General features: G+C 58.9%; 30 protein-coding genes. All 30 read left to right on the forward strand.

What is annotated here, in order from left to right:
• Positions 1 to 189 precede the first annotated feature (189 nt).
• The 30 genes from rpsJ (at position 190) to dsbD (ending at position 17,010) form a co-directional block, all read left to right on the forward strand.
• Positions 190 to 501 (forward strand): 30S ribosomal protein S10, encoded by a 312-nt coding sequence (gene rpsJ / locus M0D65_RS29860; RefSeq protein ID WP_091019600.1) that lies wholly within the window; start codon positions 190 to 192, stop codon positions 499 to 501.
• Positions 502 to 699: 198 nt separating this feature from the next.
• Positions 700 to 1,359, forward strand: coding sequence for a 50S ribosomal protein L3 (gene rplC, locus M0D65_RS29865; protein ID WP_091019908.1), 660 nt, complete (start codon positions 700 to 702; stop codon positions 1,357 to 1,359).
• A complete protein-coding gene (gene rplD / locus M0D65_RS29870) occupies positions 1,359 to 1,979 on the forward strand; it encodes a 50S ribosomal protein L4 (RefSeq protein ID WP_091019602.1) in 621 nt (206 codons plus the stop codon). Before rplC ends, rplD begins: the two co-directional genes overlap by 1 nt.
• Complete coding sequence (gene rplW, locus M0D65_RS29875; RefSeq protein WP_091019604.1) at positions 1,976 to 2,290, forward strand: 50S ribosomal protein L23; 315 nt, start codon at positions 1,976 to 1,978, stop codon at positions 2,288 to 2,290. The genes rplD and rplW overlap by 4 nt, the downstream gene beginning before the upstream one ends.
• A gap of 2 nt (positions 2,291 to 2,292) precedes the next feature.
• Positions 2,293 to 3,120, forward strand: coding sequence for a 50S ribosomal protein L2 (gene rplB, locus M0D65_RS29880; protein WP_091019606.1), 828 nt, complete (start codon positions 2,293 to 2,295; stop codon positions 3,118 to 3,120).
• 10 nt (positions 3,121 to 3,130) lie between these two features.
• A complete protein-coding gene (rpsS, locus tag M0D65_RS29885; RefSeq protein WP_091019609.1) occupies positions 3,131 to 3,406 on the forward strand; it encodes a 30S ribosomal protein S19 in 276 nt (91 codons plus the stop codon).
• 7 nt (positions 3,407 to 3,413) lie between these two features.
• Positions 3,414 to 3,746, forward strand: coding sequence for a 50S ribosomal protein L22 (gene rplV, locus M0D65_RS29890; RefSeq protein ID WP_007180133.1), 333 nt, complete (start codon positions 3,414 to 3,416; stop codon positions 3,744 to 3,746).
• Positions 3,747 to 3,757: 11 nt separating this feature from the next.
• A complete protein-coding gene (rpsC, locus tag M0D65_RS29895) occupies positions 3,758 to 4,573 on the forward strand; it encodes a 30S ribosomal protein S3 (RefSeq protein ID WP_091019612.1) in 816 nt (271 codons plus the stop codon).
• Between the two features lie 2 nt (positions 4,574 to 4,575).
• Positions 4,576 to 4,992, forward strand: coding sequence for a 50S ribosomal protein L16 (gene rplP, locus M0D65_RS29900; RefSeq protein ID WP_091019613.1), 417 nt, complete (start codon positions 4,576 to 4,578; stop codon positions 4,990 to 4,992).
• A gap of 10 nt (positions 4,993 to 5,002) precedes the next feature.
• Positions 5,003 to 5,197 carry a 50S ribosomal protein L29 gene (rpmC, locus tag M0D65_RS29905; protein ID WP_091019615.1) on the forward strand — a complete coding sequence of 65 codons (195 nt, stop codon included), beginning with the start codon at positions 5,003 to 5,005 and terminating at the stop codon, positions 5,195 to 5,197.
• Positions 5,194 to 5,466: a 30S ribosomal protein S17 gene (gene rpsQ, locus M0D65_RS29910; RefSeq protein ID WP_091019616.1), complete on the forward strand. Its 273-nt coding sequence runs from the start codon at positions 5,194 to 5,196 to the stop codon at positions 5,464 to 5,466. The genes rpmC and rpsQ overlap by 4 nt, the downstream gene beginning before the upstream one ends.
• A gap of 290 nt (positions 5,467 to 5,756) precedes the next feature.
• Positions 5,757 to 6,125 (forward strand): 50S ribosomal protein L14, encoded by a 369-nt coding sequence (gene rplN / locus M0D65_RS29915; protein WP_091019618.1) that lies wholly within the window; start codon positions 5,757 to 5,759, stop codon positions 6,123 to 6,125.
• 9 nt (positions 6,126 to 6,134) lie between these two features.
• Complete coding sequence (rplX, locus tag M0D65_RS29920) at positions 6,135 to 6,443, forward strand: 50S ribosomal protein L24 (protein WP_091019620.1); 309 nt, start codon at positions 6,135 to 6,137, stop codon at positions 6,441 to 6,443.
• Positions 6,444 to 6,459: 16 nt separating this feature from the next.
• Complete coding sequence (gene rplE / locus M0D65_RS29925) at positions 6,460 to 6,999, forward strand: 50S ribosomal protein L5 (RefSeq protein ID WP_091019622.1); 540 nt, start codon at positions 6,460 to 6,462, stop codon at positions 6,997 to 6,999.
• A gap of 7 nt (positions 7,000 to 7,006) precedes the next feature.
• Complete coding sequence (gene rpsN, locus M0D65_RS29930; RefSeq protein ID WP_091019624.1) at positions 7,007 to 7,312, forward strand: 30S ribosomal protein S14; 306 nt, start codon at positions 7,007 to 7,009, stop codon at positions 7,310 to 7,312.
• 14 nt (positions 7,313 to 7,326) lie between these two features.
• On the forward strand, positions 7,327 to 7,722 hold the full coding sequence (gene rpsH / locus M0D65_RS29935) for a 30S ribosomal protein S8 (RefSeq protein WP_091019626.1): 396 nt from the start codon (positions 7,327 to 7,329) through the stop codon (positions 7,720 to 7,722).
• 19 nt (positions 7,723 to 7,741) lie between these two features.
• Positions 7,742 to 8,272 carry a 50S ribosomal protein L6 gene (rplF, locus tag M0D65_RS29940; RefSeq protein ID WP_091019630.1) on the forward strand — a complete coding sequence of 177 codons (531 nt, stop codon included), beginning with the start codon at positions 7,742 to 7,744 and terminating at the stop codon, positions 8,270 to 8,272.
• A 12-nt stretch (positions 8,273 to 8,284) separates the two neighbouring features.
• Positions 8,285 to 8,650: a 50S ribosomal protein L18 gene (gene rplR / locus M0D65_RS29945; protein ID WP_091019632.1), complete on the forward strand. Its 366-nt coding sequence runs from the start codon at positions 8,285 to 8,287 to the stop codon at positions 8,648 to 8,650.
• A 14-nt stretch (positions 8,651 to 8,664) separates the two neighbouring features.
• Positions 8,665 to 9,183 (forward strand): 30S ribosomal protein S5, encoded by a 519-nt coding sequence (gene rpsE / locus M0D65_RS29950; protein ID WP_091019634.1) that lies wholly within the window; start codon positions 8,665 to 8,667, stop codon positions 9,181 to 9,183.
• Positions 9,184 to 9,194: 11 nt separating this feature from the next.
• The gene (gene rpmD, locus M0D65_RS29955) at positions 9,195 to 9,377 is read left to right on the forward strand and encodes a 50S ribosomal protein L30 (RefSeq protein WP_091019636.1); all 183 of its coding nucleotides are present in this window, start codon (positions 9,195 to 9,197) and stop codon (positions 9,375 to 9,377) included.
• 29 nt (positions 9,378 to 9,406) lie between these two features.
• Positions 9,407 to 9,841: a 50S ribosomal protein L15 gene (gene rplO, locus M0D65_RS29960; protein ID WP_091019638.1), complete on the forward strand. Its 435-nt coding sequence runs from the start codon at positions 9,407 to 9,409 to the stop codon at positions 9,839 to 9,841.
• A gap of 46 nt (positions 9,842 to 9,887) precedes the next feature.
• A complete protein-coding gene (gene secY, locus M0D65_RS29965; protein WP_091019640.1) occupies positions 9,888 to 11,234 on the forward strand; it encodes a preprotein translocase subunit SecY in 1,347 nt (448 codons plus the stop codon).
• Between the two features lie 8 nt (positions 11,235 to 11,242).
• On the forward strand, positions 11,243 to 11,461 hold the full coding sequence (gene infA / locus M0D65_RS29970; RefSeq protein WP_004521905.1) for a translation initiation factor IF-1: 219 nt from the start codon (positions 11,243 to 11,245) through the stop codon (positions 11,459 to 11,461).
• Positions 11,462 to 11,481: 20 nt separating this feature from the next.
• Positions 11,482 to 11,598 (forward strand): 50S ribosomal protein L36, encoded by a 117-nt coding sequence (gene rpmJ / locus M0D65_RS29975; RefSeq protein ID WP_004199844.1) that lies wholly within the window; start codon positions 11,482 to 11,484, stop codon positions 11,596 to 11,598.
• A gap of 41 nt (positions 11,599 to 11,639) precedes the next feature.
• Positions 11,640 to 12,005, forward strand: a complete 366-nt coding sequence (gene rpsM, locus M0D65_RS29980; protein WP_091019643.1) for a 30S ribosomal protein S13 — start codon at positions 11,640 to 11,642, stop codon at positions 12,003 to 12,005.
• A 28-nt stretch (positions 12,006 to 12,033) separates the two neighbouring features.
• A complete protein-coding gene (gene rpsK, locus M0D65_RS29985) occupies positions 12,034 to 12,438 on the forward strand; it encodes a 30S ribosomal protein S11 (protein ID WP_091019645.1) in 405 nt (134 codons plus the stop codon).
• Positions 12,439 to 12,584: 146 nt separating this feature from the next.
• Positions 12,585 to 13,208: a 30S ribosomal protein S4 gene (gene rpsD, locus M0D65_RS29990; protein WP_091019647.1), complete on the forward strand. Its 624-nt coding sequence runs from the start codon at positions 12,585 to 12,587 to the stop codon at positions 13,206 to 13,208.
• A 124-nt stretch (positions 13,209 to 13,332) separates the two neighbouring features.
• Complete coding sequence (gene rpoA / locus M0D65_RS29995) at positions 13,333 to 14,310, forward strand: DNA-directed RNA polymerase subunit alpha (protein WP_091019650.1); 978 nt, start codon at positions 13,333 to 13,335, stop codon at positions 14,308 to 14,310.
• A gap of 142 nt (positions 14,311 to 14,452) precedes the next feature.
• Positions 14,453 to 14,848, forward strand: a complete 396-nt coding sequence (rplQ, locus tag M0D65_RS30000) for a 50S ribosomal protein L17 (protein WP_091019652.1) — start codon at positions 14,453 to 14,455, stop codon at positions 14,846 to 14,848.
• Between the two features lie 281 nt (positions 14,849 to 15,129).
• Complete coding sequence (dsbD, locus tag M0D65_RS30005; protein ID WP_266255746.1) at positions 15,130 to 17,010, forward strand: protein-disulfide reductase DsbD; 1,881 nt, start codon at positions 15,130 to 15,132, stop codon at positions 17,008 to 17,010.
• The last annotated feature ends 81 nt before the right edge of the window (positions 17,011 to 17,091 follow it).

Genomic DNA, 17,091 nt, shown 5'->3' on the forward strand with positions numbered 1-17,091 from the left:
CCGCGAAGGTGGCCGTACCGTCGGCGCTGGTGTCGTTGCCAAGATCCTCGAGTAAAATCGCGGGCTTGCTGTTGTAGTTGCAGTAAAGGTGCCCGGGACCGGGTGCCCGCCTCCGCGGAGGGTGCCCGGTCCTACGTTCTTTTTTAATCCGGCGGTGCAAGACCGCCTCGCTCTTTTCAAGGAATTGTCATGCCGAACCAGAAAATCCGTATTCGCCTGAAGGCTTTCGACTATCGCCTGATCGATCAATCGGCTGCTGAAATCGTCGATACGGCCAAGCGCACTGGCGCGATCGTCCGTGGTCCGGTGCCGCTGCCGACGCGTATTCAACGCTTCGACATTCTGCGCTCGCCGCACGTCAACAAGACGTCGCGTGACCAGCTCGAAATTCGTACCCACCAGCGCCTGATGGACATCGTCGATCCGACGGACAAGACCGTCGACGCATTGATGAAGCTCGATCTGCCGGCTGGCGTGGACGTCGAAATCAAGCTGCAATAAGGGTTGTACAGACTGTCCGGGGTATCGGGCAGTGCTAAGTCATTGATTGCTTGCGGAAAACGAAAAGCCTGCTATAATGCAAGGCTTTTCGCGCATTTGCGCAAAAAAGTCGGTGTGATTTCCCGGTTAAACACGGGTCCGAGCACCGGCATTTTGTAAATTAGCCCCGACCAATCGCAGTCGGGAATGGAGAAAACGATGAGCCTTGGACTCGTAGGTCGCAAGGTTGGCATGACCCGTATCTTCACGGCTGAAGGGGATTCGATTCCCGTTACCGTGCTGGACGTGTCCGACAACCGCGTGACGCAGATCAAGACTGTTGAAACCGACGGCTACACAGCTGTTCAGGTTGCGTTCGGTACGCGCCGTGCTTCACGCGTGACGAAGCCGCTCGCAGGTCATCTCGCCAAAGCCGGTGTTCAGGCAGGCGAAATCCTCAAGGAATTCCAGATCGATGCCGCTAAGGCAGCCGAGTTGTCGGCTGGCACAGTGGTGGACGTCGATGTCTTCGAAGTGGGCCAGAAAGTCGACGTGCAAGGCGTGTCGATCGGTAAGGGCTACGCCGGTACCATCAAGCGTCACAACTTCGCATCTGGCCGTGCCTCGCACGGTAACTCGCGCTCGCACAACGTGCCGGGTTCGATCGGTATGGCGCAGGATCCGGGCCGTGTGTTCCCGGGTAAGCGCATGACCGGTCACATGGGTGACGACACCGTTACGGTACAAAACCTCGAAATCGCTCGTATCGACACCGACCGCAAGCTGTTGCTGGTCCGCGGTGCCGTTCCGGGTGCGAAGGGCGGCAAGGTCTTCGTGACGCCGGCCGTGAAGACGCGTGCCGTGAAAGGAGCGAAATAATGGAACTTAAGCTCCTGAACGCCAATGGTCAGGAAGGCGCAGCAGTCAGCGCGTCGGACGTCGTGTTCGGCCGTGACTACAACGAAGCCCTGATTCACCAGGTCGTGGTGGCCTACCAGGCCAATGCCCGTAGCGGCAACCGCGCGCAGAAGGATCGTGAGCAGGTCAAGCACACGACCAAGAAGCCGTGGCGCCAGAAGGGTACGGGCCGCGCCCGTGCCGGTATGTCGTCGAGCCCGTTGTGGCGCGGCGGTGGCCGTATCTTCCCGAATTCGCCGGAAGAAAACTTCTCGCACAAGGTCAACAAGAAGATGCATCGCGCAGGTCTCTGCTCGATCTTCTCGCAGCTGGCCCGTGAAGGCCGTATCTCGGTGGTTGACGAGCTGACGCTCGAAGCGCCGAAGACCAAGCTGCTGGCCGAAAAATTCAAGGCAATGGGTCTCGATTCCGTGCTGGTCATTACCGACACGGTTGACGAAAACCTGTACCTCGCGTCGCGCAACCTCGCCCACGTGGCGGTTGTCGAGCCGCGTTATGCCGACCCGCTGTCGCTGATCTACTTCAAGAAAGTACTGATCACGAAAGCCGCGGTCGCCCAGATCGAGGAGTTGCTGTCATGAGCGAGATTCGCAAAAACGATCATCGTTTGATGCAGGTTCTGCTCGCGCCGGTGATCTCCGAAAAAGCGACGCTGGTGGCCGACAAGCACGAGCAAGTCGTGTTCGAAGTCGCGCCGGATGCGACGAAGCAGGAAGTGAAGGCTGCTGTCGAGCTGCTGTTCAAGGTGGAAGTCAATTCCGTCAACGTTCTGGTCCAGAAGGGTAAAGCCAAGCGCTTTGGCCGCTTCATGGGCAAGCGCAAGGACGTGAAGAAGGCGTATGTCTGCCTGAAGCCCGGCCAGGAAATCAACTTTGAAGCGGAGGCCAAGTAATCATGGCAATCGTTAAAGTTAAGCCGACTTCGCCGGGCCGCCGTGCGATGGTCAAGGTGGTCAACAAGGATCTGCATAAGGGCAAGCCGTTCGCACCGCTGCTCGATTCGCAGAGCGTGACCGCCGGCCGTAACAACAACGGCCACATCACCACACGCCATAAGGGCGGTGGTCATAAGCAACAGTACCGTATCGTCGACTTCAAGCGTTCGAAGGACGGCATTCCGGCAAAGGTCGAGCGTCTCGAATACGACCCGAACCGCAGCGCGAACATCGCACTGGTTCTGTACGCAGACGGCGAACGTCGCTACATCATCGCATCGAAGGGTATGACGGTCGGCCAGCAACTGCTGTCCGGCTCGGAAGCGCCGATCAAGGCTGGCAACACGCTGCCGATCCGCAACATCCCCGTCGGTACGACGATTCACTGCATCGAAATGCTGCCGGGCAAGGGCGCGCAAATCGCACGTTCGGCTGGCACGTCGGCCATGCTGCTGGCTCGCGAAGGCACGTACGCGCAGGTTCGCCTGCGCTCCGGCGAAATCCGCCGCGTGCACGTCGAGTGCCGCGCAACGATCGGTGAAGTGGGCAACGAAGAACACAGCCTCCGTCAAATCGGTAAGGCCGGCGCAAATCGCTGGCGCGGTATCCGTCCGACGGTGCGTGGCGTTGTCATGAACCCGGTCGACCACCCGCACGGTGGCGGTGAAGGCAAGACGGCAGCAGGTCGCCATCCGGTGAGCCCGTGGGGCACGCCGACGAAGGGCTACCGTACCCGCAGCAACAAGCGCACGACGAGCATGATCGTCCAGCGCCGTCACAAGCGTTAAGGAGCAGACAATGGCACGTTCTGTAAAAAAAGGTCCGTTCTGCGACGCCCATTTGCTGAAGAAGGTAGAGGCGGCTGCAGCTACGCGCGACAAGAAACCGATCAAGACCTGGTCACGTCGTTCGACGATCCTCCCGGACTTCATCGGTCTGACGATCGCCGTCCATAACGGCCGTCAACACGTTCCGGTGTACGTCTCGGAAAACATGGTCGGCCACAAGCTTGGCGAGTTTGCATTGACCCGTACGTTCAAGGGTCATGCAGCCGACAAGAAGGCCAAGAAATAAGGGGCTCATGATGGAAGTGAAAGCAATTCATCGCGGTGCCCGCATCTCGGCGCAGAAAACGCGCCTTGTGGCTGACCAGATCCGCGGTTTGCCGGTCGACAAGGCGCTGAACGTTCTGACGTTCTCGCCGAAGAAAGCGGCTGGCATCGTGAAAAAGGTCGTGCTGTCGGCGATCGCGAATGCGGAGCACAACGAAGGCGCTGATATCGACGAGCTCAAGATCACGAGCATCTATATCGATAAGGCGGCCTCTCTCAAGCGGTTCACCGCGCGCGCTAAAGGCCGCGGCAATCGCATCGAGAAGCAATCCTGTCACATCACTGTGACGGTCGGGAATTAAGGGGTCATACGATGGGACAGAAAATTCATCCGACTGGCTTCCGTTTGGCCGTCAGCCGCAATTGGGCGTCGCGTTGGTACGCGAACAACAACAATTTCGCGGCGATGTTGCAGGAAGACATCGGTGTTCGTGAATACCTGAAGAAGAAGCTGAAGAACGCTTCGGTGGGCCGTGTTGTGATCGAGCGTCCGGCAAAGAACGCTCGCATCACGATTTACAGCTCGCGTCCGGGTGTCGTGATCGGCAAGAAGGGCGAGGACATCGAACTGCTGAAGTCCGAGCTGCAGAAGCGCATGGGTGTTCCGGTTCACGTGAACATCGAAGAAATCCGCAAGCCGGAAACTGATGCGCAACTGATCGCCGATTCGATTACGCAACAGCTCGAGCGCCGGATCATGTTCCGTCGCGCGATGAAGCGTGCCATGCAAAACGCGATGCGTCTCGGTGCCCAGGGCATCAAGATCATGAGCGCGGGCCGTCTGAACGGGATCGAAATCGCCCGTACGGAATGGTATCGCGAAGGTCGCGTACCGCTTCATACGCTGCGTGCGGACATCGACTACGCCACTTCGGAAGCGAAGACGACGTACGGCATCATCGGCGTCAAGGTGTGGGTCTACAAGGGCGACACGCTCGGCCGCAACGACGCACCGGTGGTGGAAGAAGTCGCTGAAGAAAAGCGTCCGCGCCGCAATGCGCGCCCGGGTGGCGATCGTCGTCCGCGCCGTGATGGCGAAGGCGGAGCCCCGGCAGGTGCGCGCCGTGGTGCGCCGCGTCGTGCGACGCCGGGTGGCAAACCCGACGGCGACGGCAAGACTGGAGAATAACGATGCTGCAACCGAAACGCAGGAAGTATCGCAAAGAGCAGAAAGGTCGTAACACCGGCGTGGCTACTCGCGGCAACGCGGTGTCGTTCGGTGAGTACGGTCTGAAGTCGATCGGTCGTGGCCGCCTGACGGCGCGTCAGATTGAGGCTGCTCGTCGTGCCATGACGCGTCACATCAAGCGCGGTGGCCGGATCTGGATCCGTATTTTCCCGGACAAGCCGATCTCGCAAAAGCCGGCTGAAGTACGGATGGGTAACGGTAAAGGTAACCCTGAGTACTACGTCGCAGAGATTCAACCGGGCAAGATGCTGTACGAAATGGACGGCGTAACCGAAGAACTGGCACGCGAAGCGTTCCGTCTGGCTGCAGCGAAGCTGCCGCTGAAGACGGCGTTTATCGTGCGCCAGCTCGGCGCCTAAGGAGTAAACGATGAAGGCTTCCGAACTTCACCCGAAAGATCAGGCCGCGCTCAACAAGGAGCTGTCGGACCTGTTGAAGGCGCAATTCGGCCTGCGCATGCAACTCGCGACCCAGCAGCTCACTAACACGAGCCAGCTGAAGAAGGTTCGTCGCGACATCGCACGTGTGCGGACCGTCCTGACTGAGAAGGCGAACCAGAAATGAACGATAGCGTAAAAACCTCGCTTAAGCGGACGCTGGTCGGCAAGGTCGTCAGCAACAAGATGGACAAGACGGTTACCGTGCTGGTCGAGCACCGCGTGAAGCACCCGATGTACGGCAAGTACGTTGTGCGCTCGAAGAAGTATCACGCGCACGACGAGACGAACACGTACAACGAGGGTGACCTCGTTGAAATCCAGGAAACCCGTCCGATCGCAAAGACGAAGGCCTGGACCGTGTCGCGCCTCGTTGAAGCAGCTCGCGTGATCTAAAGATTGCACAGTTGTAGCAGTAGCTGAAATCGCAGTAAGTTTCGCTTGCAAGACCGAGATTATTTGTTATAATCTCGGTCTTCCCTCTTTGTGGGAGCCCCGTCGCGGGCGAAGTTGGTGGGGGAAGCAGTTCGGGCGCCAGTCCGGGCTGAAAGATTCACCGGATTGCGATGGCGGGTTTCGTTTGCTGTCGCTGCTGTTCTTACCCAAGCAGCCAGTCGGCTGACGGGACCAAGACTGACCGGGTGTGCCATGGTGGCGCGTCCGGATTAAGTTGGGAATGATAAACCATGATCCAGACCGAAACTCGGCTTGAAGTGGCCGACAACACGGGTGCACGTGAAGTCCTGTGCATCAAGGTGCTCGGCGGCTCGAAGCGTCGTTATGCCAGCATCGGCGACATCATCAAGGTGAGCGTCAAAGAGGCAACGCCGCGCGGGCGCGTCAAGAAAGGCGAAATTTATAACGCCGTGGTGGTTCGCACCGCCAAGGGCGTGCGTCGTCCGGACGGCTCGCTGATCAAGTTCGACGGCAATGCCGCCGTGCTTTTGAATGCCAAGCTTGAGCCGATCGGCACCCGCATTTTCGGGCCGGTTACACGTGAGTTGCGCACCGAACGGTTTATGAAGATCGTTTCGTTGGCACCGGAAGTGCTGTAAGGAGTCGCGATGAACAAGATTCGCAAGGGTGACGAGGTCATCATCATCACCGGCAAAGACAAAGGCAAGCGCGGAGTCGTGCTCGCCCTTGATGAAGATCGCCTGACTGTCGAAGGCATCAACATCGTCAAGAAGCATGTCAAGCCGAATCCGATGAAGGGTACGACGGGCGGCGTGGAAGCAAAGACAATGCCGTTGCACATTTCGAACGTCGCGCTGGTCGACGGAAATGGCAAGCCGTCGCGTGTCGGCATCAAGGTCGAGGGAGACAAGAAGGTTCGTTTCCTCAAATCGACCGGTGCAGTGCTGAGCGCCTGACGCTGCGGAGTGAAAAATGGCACGTTTGCAAGAGTTCTATAAAGAGAAGGTTGTTCCCGGCCTGACCGAGAAGTTCGGTTACAAGTCCGTGATGGAAGTGCCGCGCATCACCAAGATCACCCTGAATATGGGTCTTGGCGAAGCCGTCGCTGACAAGAAGATCATCGAAAACGCTGTGGGCGATCTGACGAAGATCGCTGGTCAGAAGCCGGTGATCACGAAGGCGCGCAAGGCAATTGCCGGCTTCAAGATCCGTCAGGGCTATCCGATCGGTGCGATGGTCACGTTGCGTGGCCAGGCAATGTACGAATTTCTGGACCGTTTCGTGACGGTTGCGCTCCCCCGGGTGCGTGACTTCCGTGGCGTGTCGGGTCGTGCGTTCGACGGTCGCGGCAACTACAACATCGGTGTGAAAGAGCAGATCATTTTCCCCGAAATTGACTACGACAAGATCGACGCACTGCGTGGGCTGAATATCAGCATCACGACGACTGCGAAGACTGACGACGAAGCAAAGGCACTGCTCGCCAGCTTCAAGTTCCCGTTCAGAAACTGAGGTTACCGTGGCTAAACTGGCACTGATCGAACGTGAAAAGAAGCGCGCCCGCCTTGCAGCGAAGTTCGCACCGAAGCGCCTCGCGCTGAAGGCGATCATCGACGACCAAAGCAAGACGGACGAAGAGCGTTATGCGGCCCGTCTGGAACTGCAACAACTGCCGCGTAATTCGAACCCGACCCGTAAGCGCAATCGTTGCGCCATTACCGGTCGTCCGCGTGGCACGTTCCGTAAATTCGGCCTTGCTCGTAACAAGATTCGTGAAATCGCGTTCCGTGGCGAGATCCCTGGCCTGACCAAGGCGAGCTGGTAATAGGAGATACGTAAATGAGCATGAGTGATCCTATCGCCGATATGCTGACTCGCATCCGCAATGCGCAGATGGTTGAGAAGGTTTCGGTGACAATGCCCTCGTCGAAAGTCAAGATTGCGATCGCGCAGGTCCTGAAGGACGAAGGCTATATCGATGATTTCGCAGTGAAGTCCGAAGGTGCGAAGTCTGAATTGAATATCGCGTTGAAGTACTACGCTGGCCGCCCGGTTATCGAACGCCTTGAACGCGTTTCGAAGCCTGGTCTGCGTGTGTACCGTGGCCGTAACGACATCCCTCAGGTCATGAATGGCCTGGGTGTGGCGATCGTTTCGACGCCCAAGGGTGTGATGACTGACCGCAAGGCTCGCGCTACTGGCGTGGGCGGCGAAGTCATCTGCTACGTCGCTTAAGCCGAAAGGAGAGAGAAACATGTCTCGAGTAGGTAAAAGCCCGATCGTGCTGCAAGGCGCAGAAGTTGCCTTGAGCGGCGACGACATCATCGTCAAGGGCCCACTGGGTACGATTTCGCGAGCTGGCAACAGCCTCGTGAAGGTGGCGATCGACAGCGGCGTCGTGAAGTTCGAGCCGGTTGACGAAAGCCGCGAAGCGAATGCGATGTCGGGCACGATGCGCGCACTGGTTGCGAACATGGTGCACGGCGTTACGAAGGGTTTCGAGCGCAAGCTGACGCTGGTTGGCGTCGGTTACCGCGCACAGGCGCAAGGCGACAAGCTGAATCTGTCGCTGGGTTTCTCGCACCCGGTGGTGCACCAGATGCCGGAAGGCATCAAGGCTGAAACCCCGACGCAAACCGAAATCGTGATCAAGGGAATCGACAAGCAGAAGGTCGGCCAGGTAGCTGCGGAAGTTCGCGGTTATCGTCCGCCCGAGCCCTATAAGGGCAAGGGTGTGCGCTACGCCGACGAAGTCGTGATCCTTAAAGAAACGAAGAAGAAGTAAGGGTGCGCAATCATGGATAAGACTCAATCTCGCCTGCGCCGCGCTCGTCAGACGCGTATCAAGATCGCTGAGCTGCAGGTCGCGCGTCTCGCCGTGCATCGCACGAACACGCACATCTATGCACAGGTGTTCTCGCCGTGCGGCACCAAGGTGCTCGCCAGCGCGTCGACGCTCGAAGCCGAAGTGCGTGCGGAACTGGCTGAAAAGACCGGCAAGGGCGGCAACGTCGCCGCTGCCACGTTGATCGGCAAGCGCATTGCAGAAAAGGCTAAGGCTGCCGGCATCGAATCCGTCGCCTTCGACCGCTCGGGTTTCCGCTATCACGGCCGCGTTAAGGCGCTGGCTGATGCTGCGCGCGAAGCCGGGCTCAAGTTCTAAGGGAAGAATTCGTCATGGCAAAGATGCAAGCGAAAGTTCAGGCTGACGAACGCGACGACGGCCTTCGTGAAAAGATGATCTCGGTCAATCGCGTGACCAAGGTGGTGAAGGGCGGCCGGATTCTCGGTTTCGCCGCACTGACCGTGGTTGGCGATGGCGATGGTCGCGTCGGTATGGGCAAGGGCAAGGCGAAGGAAGTGCCGGTTGCCGTCCAGAAGGCAATGGAACAGGCTCGTCGCAACATGTTCAAGGTACCGCTCAAGAACGGTACGTTGCAGCACGAAGTGCACGGCAAGCACGGCGCATCGATGGTCCTCCTCGCTCCGGCGAAGGACGGTACCGGTGTGATCGCCGGCGGCCCGATGCGCGCAGTGTTCGACGTGATGGGCGTGCAGAATGTTGTGGCCAAGAGCCATGGTTCGACGAACCCGTACAACCTCGTTCGTGCAACGCTCGACGGCCTGCGCAAGCAGTCGACGCCGGGTGATATCGCGGCGAAGCGTGGCAAGTCCGTCGAAGAAATTCTCGGCTAAAGGTGGACACCATGTCTGAAAAAACTGTCAAGGTTCAGCTCGTCAAGAGCGTGATTGGGACCCGCGAAACACACCGTGCAACGGTCCGTGGTCTCGGCCTGCGCCGACTCAACTCGGTTAGCGAGTTGCAAGACACGCCTGCTGTGCGCGGCATGATCAACAAGGTTTCGTACCTCGTTAAGGTCATCGGCTAAGCAGCTGACCGGGACTCAAGGAGTTGATAATGGAATTGAATACCCTGAAGCCGGCAGAAGGCTCGAAGCACGCTAAGCGTCGCGTCGGCCGCGGCATCGGCTCCGGCCTCGGTAAGACCGCAGGTCGTGGCCATAAAGGTCAGAAATCGCGTTCGGGCGGCTTCCACAAGGTGGGTTTCGAAGGCGGTCAGATGCCTTTGCAACGTCGTCTGCCGAAGCGCGGCTTCACCTCGCTGACGAAGGAATTCGTCGGTGAAGTGCGTCTCTCGGATCTGGAAAAGCTGCCGGTCGACGAAATCGATCTGCTCGCACTGAAGCAAGCCGGCCTGGTCGGCGAACTGACGCGCAGCGCCAAGATCATCGCTACGGGCGAACTGAAGCGCAAGATCGTGGTGAAGGGTTTGGGTGCGACGAAGGGCGCGCGTGCTGCGATTGAAGCAGCAGGCGGTTCTTTTGCCGAGTAACGAGCAAGTCGGTTGCCGTCACTAGCATTTGCATCGGAGAAGCTACTTGGCTAACAGCCCGAGTCTCGCAAAACCCGGTCGAAGCGCGGCGAAGTATGGCGATCTGCGTCGGCGGGCAGTGTTTCTGCTGCTGGCACTGATCGTCTATCGTATCGGCGCGCATATTCCGGTGCCGGGTATTGACCCGGACCAACTGGCAAAGCTGTTTCAAAGCCAGTCGGGTGGCATCCTTGGCATGTTCAACATGTTCTCGGGTGGCGCACTTTCGAGGTTTACGATTTTTGCGCTGGGGATCATGCCGTATATCTCGGCGTCGATCATCATGCAGTTGCTGGCGATCGTTTCGCCGCAGCTCGAGGCGCTGAAGAAGGAAGGGCAGTCGGGACAGCGGAAGATCACGCAGTACACGCGGGTCTTTACGGTTGTGCTGGCGACGTTCCAGGCTTTTGGTATTGCGGTGGCGCTGGAGAATCAACCGGCGTTGGTAATCGATCCGGGGATGGTATTCCGGTTGACGACGGTCGTGACGCTCGTGACGGGCACGATGTTCCTGATGTGGCTCGGCGAGCAGATCACGGAACGCGGTCTTGGTAACGGTATTTCGATCATCATCTTCGGCGGGATTGCGGCGGGTTTCCCGAACGCGATCGGTGGGCTGGTCTCGCTGGTGCAAACCGGCTCGATGGGTCCCGTGTCGGCGATTATCGTGGTCGCGCTGATTGCTGCTGTGACGTATCTGGTGGTGTTTATCGAACGCGGCCAGCGCAAGATTCTTGTGAATTACGCGAAGCGGCAGGTCGGCAACAAGATTTACGGCGGTCAGTCTTCGCATTTGCCGCTGAAGCTGAACATGTCGGGTGTGATTCCGCCGATCTTCGCATCGTCGATCATCCTGTTCCCGGCAACTATCCTGAACTGGTTTAGTTCGGGGTCGCGCACAGGCTGGTTCTCGGACACGCTGCATAACGTGGCCGAAGCGCTGAAGCCTGGGCAACCGGTGTATGTATTGCTGTATGCGTTGGCAATCGTGTTTTTCTGCTTTTTCTACACCGCACTGGTGTTCAACAGCAGGGAAACAGCTGACAACCTGAAGAAGAGCGGCGCTTTCGTCCCAGGCATTCGCCCGGGCGATCAGACGGCGCGATATATCGACCGCATTCTCACGCGTTTGACGCTGGCGGGTGCGATCTACATCGTGTTTGTTTGCCTGCTGCCCGAGTTTCTGGTGCTGCGCTGGAACGTGCCGTTTTATTTTGGTGGAACGTCGCTGCTGATCATTGTCGTCGTCACAATGGATTTCATGGCGCAGGTGCAGTCGTACGTTATGTCGCAACAGTATGAATCGCTGCTGAAGAAAGCAAACTTCAAAGGCGGCGGCGTCCCGATGCGTTGAAAGGACACATGGCCAAAGACGATGTAATCCAGATGCAGGGTGAGGTCATCGAAAACCTCCCCAACGCTACCTTTCGGGTGAAGCTGGAAAACGGCCATGTCGTATTGGGACACATATCCGGGAAGATGCGGATGCACTACATCCGCATCCTGCCCGGCGACAAGGTGACGGTTGAGTTGACGCCTTACGATCTGTCGCGTGCGCGGATCGTGTTCCGGGCGAAGTGATTTGAAAAAAGGGTAATATCATGAAAGTGATGGCATCGGTTAAGCGCATTTGCCGCAATTGCAAGATCATCAAGCGCAAGGGCGTTGTGCGGGTGATTTGCAGTTCTGATCCGCGCCACAAACAGCGTCAAGGCTGAACGCCGCGCTTTTGCTTGCGCTTTTTGTTTGAGGAAAAACAATGGCTCGTATCGCAGGGGTTAACATCCCGAACCACCAGCATACCGAAATCGGCCTGACGGCGATCTACGGTATTGGCCGCACGCGTTCACGCGACATTTGCGTCGCGTCTGGTGTGGCATTTTCGAAGAAGGTCAAGGACCTGAGCGACGCAGACCTCGAAAAGCTGCGTGAAGAAATTGGCAAGTTCATCGTCGAAGGCGATCTGCGCCGTGAAACGACGATGAACATCAAGCGCCTGATGGATCTGGGCTGCTACCGTGGCGTGCGCCATCGCAAGGGCCTGCCCCTGCGTGGTCAGCGTACGCGTACGAACGCCCGTACACGCAAGGGTCCGCGTCGTGCAGCGCAGTCGCTGAAGAAGTAAGCGGAATTGACAGTTACAGGAAAACGTAATGGCTAAGGCTTCGAACAACTCGGCGGCGCAACGCGTTCGCAAGAAGGTCAAGAAGAACGTCGCCGAGGGCGTGGTTCACGTTCACGCGTCGTTCAACAACACCATCATCACGATCACCGATCGTCAAGGCAACGCGCTTGCCTGGGCAACGTCGGGTGGTCAGGGCTTCAAGGGCTCGCGTAAGTCGACGCCGTTTGCAGCTCAGGTGGCAGCCGAATCGGCTGGCCGCGTGGCGATGGAATACGGCGTGAAGAACCTCGAAGTGCGGATCAAGGGCCCTGGCCCTGGCCGTGAGTCCGCGGTGCGCGCGCTGCATGGTCTTGGTATCAAGATCACCACGATCTCCGACGTGACGCCGGTTCCGCATAACGGCTGCCGTCCGCCGAAGCGTCGCCGTATCTAAGGCGCCGCGTTTGCTTGTGCCTGTTGCCGCCTTGGGCGTCGACAGGCTACTTGCGTTATTGAATTAACTAAGCCCACCGTTCGACCCAAAGGGTTCGGACTAGCGTGAATGCAAGTTCACGTGATCAATCATAGAAGGAATGCAAAGTGGCACGCTATATCGGCCCTAAAGCCAAGTTGTCCCGCCGTGAAGGCACTGACCTCTTCCTGAAGAGCGCCCGTCGTTCGCTCGCTGACAAGTGCAAGCTTGACAGCAAGCCTGGCCAGCATGGCCGCACCTCGGGTGCGCGTACGTCCGACTACGGCACGCAGCTGCGCGAAAAGCAAAAAGTGAAGCGCATCTACGGTGTGCTCGAACGCCAGTTCCGCCGTTACTTCGCTGACGCTGACCGTATCAAGGGCAACACCGGTGAAAACCTGTTGCAACTGCTCGAATCGCGTCTCGACAACGTCGTGTATCGCATGGGCTTCGGCTCGACGCGCGCTGAAGCGCGTCAGCTCGTGGGCCACAAGGCGATCACGGTGAATGGCGTCGTCTCCAACATTCCGTCGATGCAGATCAAGGCTGGCGACGTCGTGTCGGTGCGCGAACAGGCGAAGAAGCAAGCGCGGATTCTCGAAGCGCTGTCGCTGGCCGAGCAAGGCGGTCTGCCGAGCTGGGTCTCCGTCGATTCGAAGAAATTCGAAGGCACGTTCAAGCAAAAGCCGGAACGCAGCGACATCGCTGGCGATATCAACGAAAGCCTGATCGTCGAATTGTATTCGCGGTAATCGGATTGACGGCCGGGGCGCCCTGATTGCGCTGAGCAAGGGGGCGGCTCGGCTGTTTATTTTCAGGTTGTTACCGGTCAGCCTTATCGGTGTAACGAGCCGAGGGTATTGAAAAGGAAAACCTATGCAAACCAGTTTGTTGAAGCCCAAGATCATCGCTGTCGAATCGCTCGGCGAGAGCCACGCGAAAGTGGTCATGGAGCCGTTTGAACGCGGCTATGGCCATACCTTGGGTAACGCGCTTCGGCGCGTGCTGCTGTCGTCGATGATCGGCTACGCGCCGACCGAAGTGACGATCGCAGGCGTCGTGCATGAATACTCGACGCTCGACGGTGTGCAAGAGGATGTCGTCAACCTGTTGTTGAACCTCAAGGGTGTCGTATTCAAGTTGCACAACCGTGACGAAGTAACGGTCACGCTGCGCAAGGAAGGCGAAGGCCTCGTTACCGCTGGCGATATCGAACTCGCCCACGATTGCGAAGTCATCAACCCTGACCACGTCATCGCGCATCTGTCGAAGGGTGGCAAGCTCGACGTGCAGATCAAGGTCGAAAAGGGCCGTGGTTATGTGCCGGGCAACGTGCGTCGCTATGGCGAAGAATCGGCCAAGATCATCGGTCGTATCGTGCTGGATGCATCGTTCTCGCCGGTTCGCCGCGTGAGCTACGCCGTGGAAAGCGCGCGTGTCGAACAGCGTACCGACCTCGACAAGCTCGTGATGAACATCGAAACCAACGGTGTGATTTCGCCGGAAGAAGCGATCCGTCAATCGGCGCGCATCCTCGTCGATCAGCTGTCGGTGTTCGCTGCGCTGGAAGGCACGGAAGCCGCTGCTGAAGCACCGTCGCGTGCACCGCAGATCGATCCGATCCTGCTGCGTCCGGTGGACGATCTCGAGTTGACGGTTCGTTCCGCGAACTGCCTGAAGGCCGAGAACATCTACTACATCGGCGATCTGATCCAGCGCACGGAAAACGAGTTGCTGAAGACGCCGAACCTGGGTCGCAAGTCGCTGAACGAGATCAAGGAAGTGCTCGCTTCGCGCGGCCTGACGCTCGGTATGAAGCTGGAAAACTGGCCGCCGGCTGGTTTGGACAAGTAAATCGTACGCTGTACCGCGACTGGTAAAGACGCGGATTTTCCTTTAAAATCCGCGTCTTGCCTTTTTCACTACCGGCCCGTGCTTCCGCAACATAGGAAGCGATAGAAGAGCTGGACCAAAACTTTGAATCGAAGGAATTGAAATGCGTCACCGTCATGGTTTGCGGAAACTGAACCGCACGAGCAGCCACCGTCTGGCAATGCTCCGTAACATGTCCAACTCGCTGATCGAGCACGAAGTCATCAAGACGACGCTGCCGAAGGCGAAGGAACTCCGTAAAGTCGTCGAGCCGCTGATCACGCTCGGCAAGAAGCCGTCGTTGGCCAATCGTCGTCTGGCGTTCAACCGCCTGCGCGACCGTGACTCGGTGGGCAAGCTGTTCGACGTGCTCGGTCCGCGTTTCGCGAACCGTCCCGGCGGCTACCTGCGTATCCTGAAGTTCGGTTTCCGCGTCGGCGACAATGCACCGATGGCGCTGGTCGAACTGCTTGATCGTCCGGAAACCCCGGAAGGCGACAACGTTACTGAAGCAGAATAAATTCTGCGGCCGCAGTCGCTCAGTCGAGTCGAATCTGCGGCAACGAATTGCACTGAAAAGCCAGGCTCACAATGCCTGGCTTTTTTGTTGATGCGGATCGGTTACATGCCTGTTTTAGCCCTATACGGCGCGACCGATAGCCGCACTGGCCGCGAGCGGGCGCACAGCATCAGGTGTTACGATTACCGCACCCGATTTCAGCTGCTCTTCAAGACCAGTGCGGTTCGCGCGCCGGAGCTGGAGCACTTCATTCAGACGCGTCATCCCACCACGCCCCCTTCATGTTCAAGCGTATTGACCGCCGATCGAGCCTCGCAACATCCTTCGTCGCACTGCTGCTTTCCTGTGTTGCGTTGATCCTGTTGTCGACGGGTGCCGCGCGCGCCGCCGACGATTTCCTCGATCCCGCCGTTGCATTCAGCTTCAGTGCAAGCGAACAACCCGGTGTGGTCGACGTGCACTACAAGATCGCCGACGGTTACTACATGTACCGCGAGCGTTTTGCCTTCGCGGTGAAAAGCGGTACCGCCACGCTCGGCGATCCGCAGTTGCCGGCCGGTCACGTGAAGTTCGATCAGACGTTCGCGAAAAACGTCGAGACCTATCGCGGCGATCTGACGATCCATATTCCCGTCAAACAGGCATCCGGCGGTTTCGATCTCGCGGTGACCTCGCAGGGCTGTGCCGATGCGGGCATCTGCTATCCGCCGATGGAGCGTGTCTATCACGTGAGCGGCGCTGCGCTCCACGCTGCGGCGGCCACCACCGCTACGACGCCTGCGTCGCCATCGGCAGGGCCGCAGGGCTCGTGGTACGAACGCGCAACAAGCGCCGACTATGCGCAATCGCTGCTCGAAGGCGGCGGTTTCTTCACGATCGTCGGCTTGTACTTCATCGCGGGTGTCATATTGAGCCTGCTGCCGTGTTCGTATCCGATGATCCCGATTCTGTCCGCGATCATCATCGGTGAAGGTGCGCGGGTTACGCGCTCACGCGGCTTCTCGTTGTCACTCGCCTACGTGATCGGGATGGCGCTCGTCTATACGGCGCTCGGCATTGCCGCTGCGCTGATCGGCCAGAGCCTCGGTGCGTGGCTGCAGAACCCCTGGGTGCTCGGCGTCTTCGCGGTGCTGCTCACGGCGTTTGCACTGACGTTGATCGCCGGTTTCGATATCGCCTTGCCGCAGCGCTGGCAGGACGGTGTATCGAAGGCATCGCAGGGGCGCTCGGGCGGCAAGTTCGCGGCCGTCGCAGTGATGGGCGCGCTTTCGGCACTCGTCGTCGGCGCATGCATGACCGCGCCGTTGTTCGCCGTGCTTGCGTTCATTGCGCATACAGGAAACGCATGGCTCGGCGGGGCCGCACTGTTCTCGATGGGCATCGGACTTGGCGTTCCGCTGCTGATCATCGGTCTCGGTGCGGGGACGCTGTTGCCGCGTGCCGGTGCCTGGATGGATGGCGTGAAGGTGTTCTTCGGCGTCGTCTTGCTTGCGGCTGCGCTGTGGATCGTCTGGCCGGTGCTCGGTGCGACTGCACAGATGCTGCTGAGCGTGTTGTGGCTACTCGTCGCCGCAGCCGGGCTCGGTTTGTTTTCGGCGCAGACGGCTGGCGGTTCGATCTGGCGTGGCCTCGGGCGCGGGCTCGGTGCGGCGCTGGCGATCTGGGCCGCAGTGCTGCTCGTCGGCCTGGCAGCGGGATCCACCGATCCGCTGCGGCCGCTCGCCGTTCTCGCGGCTCGTAGCGCTGCGGTAGGGGGAGCGGCAGGCGGCGCGCAAGGCGCACAGGCAGCGCAGAGCGATCTGATCTTCGCGCCGGTCCGATCGTCGCAGCAACTCGATCAGGCGGTCGCCGCAAGCAACCAGCCGACGATGCTCGATTTCTACGCTGACTGGTGCGTGAGCTGCAAGGAAATGGAGAAATTCACGTTCAGCGATCCGCGCGTGCAGGCGCGACTCAAGCAGATGGATCTGCTGCGGGCCGACGTGACCGCGAACAATCCCGACGACCAGGCGCTGCTCAAGCGCTTCAAGCTGTTCGGGCCGCCGGGCATTATTTTCTTCGACCGTAGCGGGAAGGAAGTGCTGCGCGTCGTGGGTTATGAATCGGCGGATGTGTTTCTGCGCAGCCTCGATCGTGCTGCGACTCTGCAGCCGCAATCGTGAGTGGTACTGCGCAAGCAGTAGATAAAAAACAAAGGCGCTGATCAGCGCCTTTGTTTTTCCACATCCGCACGACCGCGTCGT

The organism is Paraburkholderia sp. CHISQ3, from assembly GCF_030464945.1.
Taxonomy (GTDB): domain Bacteria; phylum Pseudomonadota; class Gammaproteobacteria; order Burkholderiales; family Burkholderiaceae; genus Paraburkholderia; species Paraburkholderia megapolitana.

Excerpts from the sequence above, each read along its gene's own strand:
- rpsJ (WP_091019600.1), top strand. The coding sequence starts at position 190 with ATGCCGAACCAGAAAATCCGTATTCGCCTGAAGGCTTTCGACTATCGC.
- rplC (WP_091019908.1), top strand. The coding sequence starts at position 700 with ATGAGCCTTGGACTCGTAGGTCGCAAGGTTGGCATGACCCGTATCTTC.
- rplD (WP_091019602.1), top strand. The coding sequence starts at position 1,359 with ATGGAACTTAAGCTCCTGAACGCCAATGGTCAGGAAGGCGCAGCAGTC.
- rplW (WP_091019604.1), top strand. The coding sequence starts at position 1,976 with ATGAGCGAGATTCGCAAAAACGATCATCGTTTGATGCAGGTTCTGCTC.
- rplB (WP_091019606.1), top strand. The coding sequence starts at position 2,293 with ATGGCAATCGTTAAAGTTAAGCCGACTTCGCCGGGCCGCCGTGCGATG.
- rpsS (WP_091019609.1), top strand. The coding sequence starts at position 3,131 with ATGGCACGTTCTGTAAAAAAAGGTCCGTTCTGCGACGCCCATTTGCTG.
- rplV (WP_007180133.1), top strand. The coding sequence starts at position 3,414 with ATGATGGAAGTGAAAGCAATTCATCGCGGTGCCCGCATCTCGGCGCAG.
- rpsC (WP_091019612.1), top strand. The coding sequence starts at position 3,758 with ATGGGACAGAAAATTCATCCGACTGGCTTCCGTTTGGCCGTCAGCCGC.
- rplP (WP_091019613.1), top strand. The coding sequence starts at position 4,576 with ATGCTGCAACCGAAACGCAGGAAGTATCGCAAAGAGCAGAAAGGTCGT.
- rpmC (WP_091019615.1), top strand. The coding sequence starts at position 5,003 with ATGAAGGCTTCCGAACTTCACCCGAAAGATCAGGCCGCGCTCAACAAG.
- rpsQ (WP_091019616.1), top strand. The coding sequence starts at position 5,194 with ATGAACGATAGCGTAAAAACCTCGCTTAAGCGGACGCTGGTCGGCAAG.
- rplN (WP_091019618.1), top strand. The coding sequence starts at position 5,757 with ATGATCCAGACCGAAACTCGGCTTGAAGTGGCCGACAACACGGGTGCA.
- rplX (WP_091019620.1), top strand. The coding sequence starts at position 6,135 with ATGAACAAGATTCGCAAGGGTGACGAGGTCATCATCATCACCGGCAAA.
- rplE (WP_091019622.1), top strand. The coding sequence starts at position 6,460 with ATGGCACGTTTGCAAGAGTTCTATAAAGAGAAGGTTGTTCCCGGCCTG.
- rpsH (WP_091019626.1), top strand. The coding sequence starts at position 7,327 with ATGAGCATGAGTGATCCTATCGCCGATATGCTGACTCGCATCCGCAAT.
- rplF (WP_091019630.1), top strand. The coding sequence starts at position 7,742 with ATGTCTCGAGTAGGTAAAAGCCCGATCGTGCTGCAAGGCGCAGAAGTT.
- rplR (WP_091019632.1), top strand. The coding sequence starts at position 8,285 with ATGGATAAGACTCAATCTCGCCTGCGCCGCGCTCGTCAGACGCGTATC.
- rpsE (WP_091019634.1), top strand. The coding sequence starts at position 8,665 with ATGGCAAAGATGCAAGCGAAAGTTCAGGCTGACGAACGCGACGACGGC.
- rpmD (WP_091019636.1), top strand. The coding sequence starts at position 9,195 with ATGTCTGAAAAAACTGTCAAGGTTCAGCTCGTCAAGAGCGTGATTGGG.
- rplO (WP_091019638.1), top strand. The coding sequence starts at position 9,407 with ATGGAATTGAATACCCTGAAGCCGGCAGAAGGCTCGAAGCACGCTAAG.
- infA (WP_004521905.1), top strand. The coding sequence starts at position 11,243 with ATGGCCAAAGACGATGTAATCCAGATGCAGGGTGAGGTCATCGAAAAC.
- rpmJ (WP_004199844.1), top strand. The coding sequence starts at position 11,482 with ATGAAAGTGATGGCATCGGTTAAGCGCATTTGCCGCAATTGCAAGATC.
- rpsM (WP_091019643.1), top strand. The coding sequence starts at position 11,640 with ATGGCTCGTATCGCAGGGGTTAACATCCCGAACCACCAGCATACCGAA.
- rpsK (WP_091019645.1), top strand. The coding sequence starts at position 12,034 with ATGGCTAAGGCTTCGAACAACTCGGCGGCGCAACGCGTTCGCAAGAAG.
- rpoA (WP_091019650.1), top strand. The coding sequence starts at position 13,333 with ATGCAAACCAGTTTGTTGAAGCCCAAGATCATCGCTGTCGAATCGCTC.
- rplQ (WP_091019652.1), top strand. The coding sequence starts at position 14,453 with ATGCGTCACCGTCATGGTTTGCGGAAACTGAACCGCACGAGCAGCCAC.
- dsbD (WP_266255746.1), top strand. The coding sequence starts at position 15,130 with ATGTTCAAGCGTATTGACCGCCGATCGAGCCTCGCAACATCCTTCGTC.